Source organism: Streptomyces sp. NPDC044571 (genome assembly GCF_040647115.1).
GTDB lineage: Bacteria > Actinomycetota > Actinomycetes > Streptomycetales > Streptomycetaceae > Streptomyces.
The window spans coordinates 61,162-70,163 of sequence record NZ_JBEZBN010000037.1 but is presented as its reverse complement, the minus strand read 5'-3'; the positions used below and the strand labels follow the sequence as shown (position 1 = coordinate 70,163).

General features: G+C 73.4%; 11 protein-coding genes. 6 read left to right on the top strand and 5 right to left on the bottom strand.

Features of this window, described 5'->3' with window-relative positions:
* Positions 1-1,558 (bottom strand): APC family permease (locus AB0B01_RS20735; RefSeq protein ID WP_361720863.1); only part of this gene is annotated, 1,558 nt, incomplete at its 3' end.
* A 165-nt stretch (positions 1,559-1,723) separates the two neighbouring features.
* On the opposite strand from AB0B01_RS20735, the gene AB0B01_RS20730 reads away from it, so the two are divergent.
* A complete protein-coding gene (locus AB0B01_RS20730) occupies positions 1,724-2,359 on the top strand; it encodes a TetR/AcrR family transcriptional regulator C-terminal domain-containing protein (protein ID WP_361720860.1) in 636 nt (211 codons plus the stop codon).
* 109 nt (positions 2,360-2,468) lie between these two features.
* Here the strand turns inward: AB0B01_RS20730 and AB0B01_RS20725 are convergent, their stop codons facing one another.
* From AB0B01_RS20725 to AB0B01_RS20715, 3 genes are read right to left on the bottom strand one after another with little or no spacing between them, the layout of a single operon-like run.
* On the bottom strand, positions 2,469-3,278 hold the full coding sequence (locus tag AB0B01_RS20725) for a hypothetical protein (protein ID WP_361720857.1): 810 nt from the start codon (positions 3,276-3,278) through the stop codon (positions 2,469-2,471).
* A complete protein-coding gene (locus tag AB0B01_RS20720) occupies positions 3,275-3,928 on the bottom strand; it encodes a response regulator transcription factor (protein WP_361720854.1) in 654 nt (217 codons plus the stop codon). The genes AB0B01_RS20725 and AB0B01_RS20720 overlap by 4 nt, the downstream gene beginning before the upstream one ends.
* A complete protein-coding gene (locus AB0B01_RS20715; protein WP_361720851.1) occupies positions 3,916-5,160 on the bottom strand; it encodes a sensor histidine kinase in 1,245 nt (414 codons plus the stop codon). The genes AB0B01_RS20720 and AB0B01_RS20715 overlap by 13 nt, the downstream gene beginning before the upstream one ends.
* 175 nt (positions 5,161-5,335) lie before the next feature.
* Here AB0B01_RS20715 and AB0B01_RS20710 point away from each other — a divergent pair, with 175 nt between their 5' ends.
* Positions 5,336-5,737, top strand: a complete 402-nt coding sequence (locus tag AB0B01_RS20710; protein ID WP_361720848.1) for an LPXTG cell wall anchor domain-containing protein — start codon at positions 5,336-5,338, stop codon at positions 5,735-5,737.
* On the opposite strand, the gene AB0B01_RS20705 is transcribed toward AB0B01_RS20710, so the two are convergent.
* Entirely contained in the window at positions 5,734-6,408 is a 675-nt protein-coding gene (locus tag AB0B01_RS20705; protein ID WP_361720845.1) for a DUF2278 family protein, read from the bottom strand. The two genes, AB0B01_RS20710 and AB0B01_RS20705, sit on opposite strands and share 4 nt — an antisense overlap.
* 143 nt (positions 6,409-6,551) lie before the next feature.
* On the opposite strand from AB0B01_RS20705, the gene AB0B01_RS20700 reads away from it, so the two are divergent.
* From AB0B01_RS20700 to AB0B01_RS20685, 4 genes are all read left to right on the top strand, one after another.
* On the top strand, positions 6,552-7,217 hold the full coding sequence (locus AB0B01_RS20700) for a DUF6445 family protein (protein ID WP_361720842.1): 666 nt from the start codon (positions 6,552-6,554) through the stop codon (positions 7,215-7,217).
* 124 nt (positions 7,218-7,341) lie between these two features.
* Positions 7,342-7,506: a 50S ribosomal protein L33 gene (gene rpmG, locus AB0B01_RS20695; RefSeq protein WP_361720840.1), complete on the top strand. Its 165-nt coding sequence runs from the start codon at positions 7,342-7,344 to the stop codon at positions 7,504-7,506.
* Between the two features lie 50 nt (positions 7,507-7,556).
* On the top strand, positions 7,557-7,805 hold the full coding sequence (locus tag AB0B01_RS20690) for a type B 50S ribosomal protein L31 (protein ID WP_361720838.1): 249 nt from the start codon (positions 7,557-7,559) through the stop codon (positions 7,803-7,805).
* A 26-nt stretch (positions 7,806-7,831) separates the two neighbouring features.
* Complete coding sequence (locus AB0B01_RS20685) at positions 7,832-8,944, top strand: GTP-binding protein (protein WP_361720875.1); 1,113 nt, start codon at positions 7,832-7,834, stop codon at positions 8,942-8,944.
* The last annotated feature ends 58 nt before the right edge of the window (positions 8,945-9,002 follow it).

Below are 9,002 nucleotides of genomic sequence, written 5' to 3'. Positions count from 1 at the left end.
GGAGCACGCCGAGGTGGGGGCTGAGGTCGGTGGCCGAGCCGACGGTGCTGCGCAGGCCGGGTACCTTGCCGTGGGCGCCGATGGCCAGGGTCGGGAGCTGCGGCTTCTTGACCAGCAGGTAGACCAGTCCGGCGGTGATCACCGCGCCGGTGCCGAGCAGCCCGGCCCAGACCTGGTACCACGGGGCTCCGGGCGGGGCGAGAACCGCGCGCGGCCAGCAGACGTTGGCGACCTCGAAGGCGGTCCAGAGCACCGCGAGGACATTGAGGAAGGTGCCCTTGCGCCCCAGCCGGACGTGTCCGGAGGGGACCCAGGTGCCGCGCAGCCGGGCGATCAGCGCGGCCAGGCTGACCAGGAAGAACGGCAGGAACGTGGCCGCGGTGCCGAAGGCGATCAGGCTGCCGATGGCGGTGGCGTTCAGGCCGAGCAGCAGGCCGGAGCAGCTCACGGCGGTCGAGGCGACGAGCCCGCCGATCGGGGCCTGGCGGCGGTTGACCCTGCGCACCTGGCGGGAGAAGGGGAACACCCCGTCGCGCGCGAGCGAGTAGACCCCGCGGGCGGCTCCGCCCTGGGAGGCCATCGCGCAGGCCAGGAAGCCGACCAGGACCACGGCGACGAACGGCTTGTCGGACCAGGAGCCGAAGGCGGTCGTGACGGCGGTGGTCACCGGGTCGAGGTCCTCGCCCGCCACGACGGCGGCCGGGGAGGGGTGGGCGAGGGCGACGGCCATGGCGTTGAGCACGACCACCAGGCCGACGCTGAGCAGCGCCCACCACATGGCCCGGGGCACCTGCCGCCCGGCGTCCTTGGTCTCCTCGGCGGTCGACACGCAGGCGTCGAAGCCGATGAAGCCCCAGCCGGCGACGGCGAGGACGGCCAGGAAAGCCATCACGGTCGATCCACCGGAGAGCTGTTCGGCGCCGAGGGTCTCGGTGAAGAGCGAGAAGCCGTGCTCACGGAAGAAGAGCAGCAGGGTGAAGCCGACGAGGACCGAGGCGATCGCCTCGGCCGCGATGCCCAGCGACACGAACCAGCTCAGGATCCTGATGCCGTAGGCGTTGACCAGCATGCACGCCAGCAGGATCGCGGCGGCCACGGCGACCATGGCGCCCGGCGAAGGAGTGGCCCCGAACAGGGCGAAGACCCAGGGTGCGGCCAGGTACGCCACGGTGGTGTTGCCGAACATCACGGCGAACTGCCACACCCAGCCGCTCATCCAGCCGAAGGACGGCCCGAGCAGCCTGCGGCCCCACTGGTAGGGCCCGCCGGCCAGCGGCCACTGGGAGGCCAGCTCGGAGTAGACGTTCACCACCAGGCACTGGCCGAGCAGGACGATCGGCAGCGCCCACACCCAGGCCGGTCCCGCGATCGTCGTGCCGACCATGGAGACGGCGTACAGCGCGACGACCGGGGAGACCACGGCGAAGCCCATGGCGATGTTTCCGAGCACGCCGAGGCTGCGGCTCAGTTCCTGGCTGTAGCCCAGGTCGTTCAGGCGGGCGGCGTCGCTGTCCTCGGGGGAGGCCGCAACCGGGCCTGCGGAGGAAGGTTCTGGCATGGGCACCTCTACGGGAGGGGAGCGGGCCGGTGGGGACGGCACGCTCCGGAACCTAAATCTAACCTTGTTAGGTTTCGGGGATGCGGGGACCATAGCCCGCTCGGAACCCCTTGGGAAGACCCTCCGTACCGGTAATCTGACCGCGGAAAGAGGGGAACGATCACCGTGGGCCGACCGAACCAACCGCTGCTCAGCCGCGAGATCATCGCGCGCGCGGCGCTTGAGCTCCTGAACGCCGAAGGCCCTGAGGCGCTCAAGATGCGGACCCTCGCGGACCGTCTCGGCGTCCGCGGGGCCTCGCTCTACCACCACGTCGCCTCCAAGGACGACGTCCTCGACGCGGTCACGGAACTGATCAACGAAGAGATCGATCTGACCCCCCTCGGCCACCCCGACTGGCGGGAGGGGATCGCCGCGTACGCGCGCGGCTACCGCCGGGTGTACCTGCGCCACCCCAACGTCATCGCCCCGGCGGCCAGGCGCCGCGTCGAGGCGGAGCGGGCGCTGCTCGGATACGACGCCCTGCTCGCCGCGCTCGTACGGGCCGGCTGCACCCCGGCCGGGGCCGCCGAGGCGGCCGCCGCACTCGACTACCTGGTGCTCGGCTCCGCCCTGGAGACCTTCACCGCGGGCTTCACCCGCTCCCCCGAGGCCTACCGGCCCGACTACCCGGCCCTCGCCGACGCGCTCGCCGGCGCGGACGCCGCGGACGGCGGGCTCGCCGCGCTCGACGACCGGGGCTTCGAGCTGGGCCTCGGCCTCCTGCTGGACGGCCTCGCCGCCCGGGCGAAGCAGTCGTAGGACGGGCGGGGCAGCCGCGGAACGACGTGACGGCGCGGCACCGCCCCCGGTACGTCCTGGTACGCCCTGGTGCGGCACCAGCCTGGTGGGGGGCCTTCAGGTCGACGCCTCAGTAACCCGCCTCGGCCCGTCCCGAGTCCGCTGCGATGTCGAGCTCCCCCGCAGCCGCCGGATCGTGCATCCCGCGCGCGACCTCGCAGCGCCCCGCGCCCGCTCTGGCCGTGACCCGGAACCGGGTGGCGGCGGGCACGGTGAGCTCCAGCCGGCCCGAGCCCGCGCGGGCGGTGACCCGCTCCGGCGGGGCGACGAAACGGGCGACGGCCGAGCCCGCCCCGGCCCGGATGTCCGCCTGGGCGGAGGTGAGCGCGGAGGCCTCCAGGGAGCCGGCGCCCACGCTCGCCCGGAGCGGTCCGCGCAGCGCGGAGAGCCTCAGCCGCCCGGCGCCGACCTCGGCGTCGACGGCGCCGCCCAGTCCGCTGATGTCCACCGTGCCGGAACCCGCCCGGACCTTCACCGCGATGCCCGCCGGCACGGTCACGCCCAGGTCCACGGAGCAGCCGAACCCGGCCTGCAGGACGGCTCCGACGCCCGGGCAGCGCGGCTTCAGCCTCAGGGTGTCGCCGAGCCAGCTCTCCTCGATCACCGGCGCCCCCACCGACCAGCGGGTAGCGGCCCGGTAGGCGACCTGCGTGTCCGAGCGCGGGGTGACGCGTACGTCGGCGCTGCCCGCGTCGATCTCCAGGGCCGACACCGGCCGGGTCCCGCTGTCCCCGGTCAGGATGCTGCTGCGGGTGGTCTGGTGGGCCCAGACCTGTGCGGCGGCCGGAGCGACGACGAACAGGGCGCTCAGGACGGCGACGACGATCCACACCGTACGGTGCTCCGGGCGCCCCGCCCCTCCCCCGTCGGCCCCGCTCACGAGGTGCCGTCCAGGAAGCGCAGGACCGCGAGCACCCGGCGGTGGTCCCCGTCGGCCTGTGGCAGGTCCAGCTTGGCGAGGATGTTGTTGATGTGCTTGGCGACCGCGCTCTCGCTGACCACGAGCGCGGCCGCGATACCGGCGTTGGAGCGGCCCTCCGCCATCAGGGCGAGCACCTCCCGCTCGCGGGGGGTGAGCCGCTCCAACGGGTCGATGGCAGCGCTGCGGCGCAGCAGCAGCTGCGCGACGACCTGCGGGTCGAGGGCGGTGCCGCCGGCCGCGACCCGCTTGAGGGCGTCGATGAACTCCTCGACGTCGGCCACGCGTTGCTTGAGCAGGTAGCCGATGCCCCCGCCCTGACCGGCGAGCAGATCGGCCGCGTAGCGCTCCTCCACGTACTGCGAGAGCAGCAGCACCGCCGTACCCGGCCACTGCCGGCGGATCATCAGCGCGGCCCGTACGCCCTCGTCTGTGAAGCCGGGGGGCATGCGGACGTCGACGAGGGCGAGGGCGGGCTCGTGCTGCGCGACCGCGTCGAGCAGGCCCTCTGCGTCCCCCGTCTCGGCGGCCACCTCGAACCCGGCCATTTCGAGGACCTTGACCAGCCCTATTCGCAGCAGCACCGAATCCTCGGCGATCACAGCCCGCACGGCAGCTCCACAGTCACGACGGTCGGGCCCCCGAGGGGGCTGCTGATCATGATGGTTCCGTCGACCGACCCTACGCGTTTGCGCAGGCCCACCAGTCCGGTGCCCCGGGCCGGATCGGCTCCGCCCACCCCGTCGTCCGTCACGGTGATGCGCAGCAGGTCGGCGGCGCGGCGGGCCTCCACGCGGCAGCGGGTGGCCCGGGCGTGTTTGGCCACGTTGGCCAGGGTTTCGGAGACGACGAAGTAGGCGACGGCCTCGACGGTGGGGCCCGGCCGCCGCTCCAACTCCACGGTCAGCTCGACGGGCAGGGGTGCGCGGGCCGCGATGCCGGACAGGGCCGCGTCGAGTCCGCGGTCCTCAAGGACCGCCGGATGCAGCCCGCGCACGAGGCTGTTGAGTTCCTCGATGGCCTCCTTGGCCTCGCGGTGCGCCTCGTCGATGACCGCCTTCGCGGCGGGCGGCAGGTCGGTCAGCGTGGCGCGGGCGATGCCGAGGTTCATCGCGAGGGCGACGAGACGCTGCTGCGCTCCGTCGTGCAAGTCCCGCTCGATCCGGCGGCGTTCGAGGTCGGCGGCATCGAGCACTCCCGCCCTGCTCTCCGCGAGGTCCTCGACGCGGCGCGCCAGTTCCTTGGCCCGGCTCGGTCCGAGGAGGGCCGCCGCGGCGAAGGCGTCGAGCCGGGCGACGGCCGCGGCGAGCCAGGGGGTGCCCAGGAGCAGGATGCCCCCGAGCACGGTCAGCAGGTCGTACGAGGTTTCCCAGCCCAGGCCGTCCTGGTCGGGCAGCAGCCAGGACCAGCCGTAGACGGAGGCCGCGGCGGCCCCGCCGGCCCACAAGAGGACGATCAGCGCCCCGCCCGCGCCGACGAGCGGGCTGACCAGCAGGTGGTACCCGTACTGCCGCCAGGTCGACTCCGCGCGCAGCCGTTCGAGGAGTCCGCGCGGGTGCAGGGACGGGTGCTGGTACCCCGCGGGCGGTATCACGAGCTCCATCAGCGACTGGAACCGGCTGCGTTGGAGCACGGTGAGGAGGGGACACAGCAGCAGCACCATGAGCAGGACGCCCGGTATCCGGCCGGGCGCCGCGATCACCGTCGTGAAGGCGGCCGCGGCGGGCAGGGCCATGGGGACGGCGGCGACGGTGAAGGCGGTGTTGCGCCAGGCCCACGCCGACCACGGCGCATATCCGGCGAGCCGGCTGGAGGTACGCCTGAGCGTGCCGAGAAGTCCCATACCCCGTACGGTAATCGCACTGGTCAGGGCCGTTCCATCACCCTGGTACCCGCCCGGGGGTGTAGCCGGTGCCACCCCCGGTTCGGACAGTGCCGCTACTGATTCGGGTCTTCCCCGAGACCAGAGTGGTCGCCGTACCCGGAGGACGGACCGCCGGGCCGGAAGGAGCCCCGCCATGACCCTCGTCGCCCCCCGCGTCCCGTCCCGCCGCCTGCCCCGGCTCGCCACCGTGCTGACCGGCGCCGGGATGGCGCTCGTCCCGTGGATGCTGGTGCTGGCGAAGACGCTCCCGCAGACCGCGGAGGTGTCCAACTGGTCCACGGCGTGGATCGGCCTGGACGCCGTGCTCGCCGCCGGCCTGAGCGGTACCGGTCTTCTGATGCGGCGTCACGATCCCCGCGCGGCCCCCTTGGCCGCCGCGACGGCCGCTCTGCTGGCGATGGACGCCTGGTTCGACGTGACGACCTCGGCCCCGGGCGCCGCCCGGGCGGCGGCGCTGACCCTCGCGGTGTGCGCGGAACTCCCCCTGGCGGCCGCCTGCGCAACGGTGGCGGCCCGCCGCACGGGGCGTGCCTAGAGAGGGTCCGGCGGGAGCGGGTGGCCGTCGCTGTCGGTGGCGTCGGCCTGCGTGGAGAACTTGGACACGAAGACGTCGAAGAGGCCGTCCTCGCGCCGGGTCAGCGTGGCGCCGTCCTGCCAGGTGCCGTTGTCGGGCCACCACTGGCTGCCGTACGGATCGCCCTGGTTCTGGTGGATGTTGTGCATGCCGAGTCCCTCGTCGAACGGCTCCCCGAAGATCAGGACCGGCCGCCCGGGGACGAGGATCGGCTCCAGCGCCTGCGAGGCCTCCAGATGGGAGCCGGAGACCCAGGGCCGGGGCGGGTTCAGCCGGTCCAGGATCCGCTGGATCCAGGCGGGCGGCCGCCGTACGAAGAGACAGCCGGGACGGTCGGCGAGCGCAGGGTGGCGCAGGTGGTCGATGGCGCCCGATCCGGACACCCGGGCGAGGTCGTGGTACCCGGGCGAAGGGGAGGCGACCGGGTCGAGCACCGAAGCGTGCAGGGTGAAGACCTTCCACTGGACGCCGATCGCCGCATGCTTGCCGTCCACGTCGACGGCGCAGCGGTAGCGACCCGCGGGCGCGTCGACTTCGAGGTTGACGTGGAACCACCGGCCCGTACTGTCCGGCTGGTCGCGGAAGTGGCGGTGCAGCGTTCCGGCCAGCACTCCGTAGGTGTCGAGCGGCATGGCGCAAGTCAACCACCCGGACCGGCCCGCAGCGGGGCGCCGCACGCGTGTTTCCACATCCCCCGTGCCATGGGGAACACTTGACGCAAGATTGACCGCTCGCGGAGCGAGTGCACCGAGGACCGGTCGCTACGTTCCCTCCCATGCCACCTCCCCCGCTCCCGGTCCTCCCCTACCGCAAGCCGACCCTCGGACGCGACTACTGGGTCCTGGACGACGTCCTCCCGGACGTGGACGCCGTACGGGAACGCTGCCTGGCCAAGGACGACTGGACCGAGGGCTATCCGCACAAACCCGAGAGCTGGCCGGGACTGCGCGCCATGCCCGGCCTGGAGCCCGGGGAACTGGCCCGGGTGGAGCGGCTGGTACGCAAGTCCACCGGCGCCGCGAGGATCTGGGCCGAACGGCCCGTCGGCGGCGGCACCTTCAACCACAACTGCGTGCAGGTCGTCGGCGAGGGCGAGTGCGAGCCGCGCCCCCACACCGACTCGCGGTCGCTGTGCCGCTACGCCGCCGTGCTCTACCTCAACCCGGAGGTACCCAAGGACTGCGGCACCAGCTTCTACCGCCAGAGCCTGCCCGGCGGGTCCCTGGGCGGCAACCAGGTGATCGCGCCCCACAACAGCCTGGTCGACGCCCTCGGCACCCGCTTCGTATCCCCCGACTCCTTCGTGGAGGACGTACGCGTCCCGCACCGCGCCAACCGGCTGCTGCTCTACTCCGCCAACCTGATCCACAGCGCCACCGGGTACTGGGGGCGCACCTTGGCGGAGAAGCGGATGACGGCCGTCTTCTTCTGGAAGGCCTGACGCGCCGGCCTGGTGGCCCGCACTGCCCCCCGGGCGGTGCGGGCCACCGGCGTATGCCGGCCCGGCAGCACACCGGCCGTCACAGCACTCTTGAAAATGGAAACCATTTCCATATACTGGCCTCATGACACGCACCGAAGTACGCCCGGTCATCACGCTGCGCTCGACCGCTGGGACCGGCCACACCTACGTCACCCGCAAGAACCGCCGGAACCACCCCGATCGGCTGGTCCTGCGGAAGTTCGATCCCGTGGTCCGCCGCCACGTCGACTTCCGCGAAGAGCGCTGACCCCGGCCGCGCCCGGACCCACACCCGCACCCGACCCGCAGGGACAGCCCATGAAGCCCGGCATCCATCCCGCCTACGGCCCGGTCGTCTTCCGCGACAAGGCCGCCGACTACGCCTTCCTCACCCGCTCCACGGCCACCAGCGACAAGACCGTGACCTGGGAGGACGGCAACACCTACCCGGTCATCGACGTGGAGATCTCCTCCGCGAGCCACCCCTTCCACACCGGCACCGCCCGCGTGCTGGACACCGCCGGCCGCGTCGAGCGCTTCGAGCGCCGCTACGGGGGCACGCAGTGAGGCTGCCCGTCGTCATCGTCTGCGGCATGCACGCCGACGCCCGCCGGACCGTGGTGCAGCACCTGCTCGACACCGTTCCCGGCAGTGTCGCCGTGCACCACGACCTGTCCACGGCGGCCGAGGGGACCGTACGGCGCACCGTCCGCGACGCCTCCGGCCCGCTGGGCTCCGGCGAGGTCCCGCTCGTCAACGACTGCGCCTGCTGCGCCTTGCGCGAGGACCTGGTCCCGGAGCTGGAGCGGATCGCCCACGGCGGGCCGGGCCGGCTGGCCGTCGTCGAGCTGTGGGACTCCGTCGAGCCCCGGGCGATGGCCGAGGTCATCGCCGTGCACGGGCACGGCGTGCTGGACCTCGGCAATGTGATCACCGCGGTCGATCCGGCCCTGGTGCTGCCCTGCCTCGCCAACGGGGACGACCTTCGAGAGGCCGGTCTGGCCGCGGCCGCCACCGACCGCCGGACCGTCGGCGACACCTGGGCCCGGCAACTGGAGTACGCGCCGGTCCTCGCGCTCGTCGACAGCGGGGAGGCGGACGCGGAGGACCGCGCACTCCTGGAGCAGCTGCACCCCACCGCCCGCCGGGTGGCCGCCGGATCCGTGGACCTGGCCCGGCTCGCCCTCGCGGGCTTCGACCCGGAGGCGGCCGCCGCCGCCCAGCACCCCGCCTGTGCGCTCCTGCCCCAGGAGGCCGACGAGGCCGGGGTCGCCACCCTGGTCTGGCACCGCCGCCGCCCGTTCCACCCGGAGCGGCTCTACGCGGCGCTGGAGGACCTCGCCCGGGCGGCGGCCCGCAGCCGCGGCCGGTTCTGGCTCGCCGACCGGCCGGACACGCTGCTCTCCTGGGACGCGGCGGGCGGTGCGCTGTGCGTGGAGGACTCGGGTCCCTGGCTGGCCTCGCTGCCGGACGCCGCCTGGGAACTGGTGCCCGCGGTCCGCCGGGCCGCCGCCGCGCTGGACTGGCACCCCGAACACGGCGACTGCTGCCAGCACCTCGTCTTCACCTCACCCGGCCTCGACCGGGAGGGCCTGGCGCGGCTCCTCGACTCCTGTCTGCTCACCGACGAGGAGTTCGCGGCGGGCCGCCAGGGGTGGAAACGCCTCCCGGCCGCCTTCGACGCCCTCCTCACCCGCGCCGCCTGACCGGAAGACCGCCCGCGAGATGGCCCCGCTGCTCAACGCGGGCCGCCGATCCGCCGCC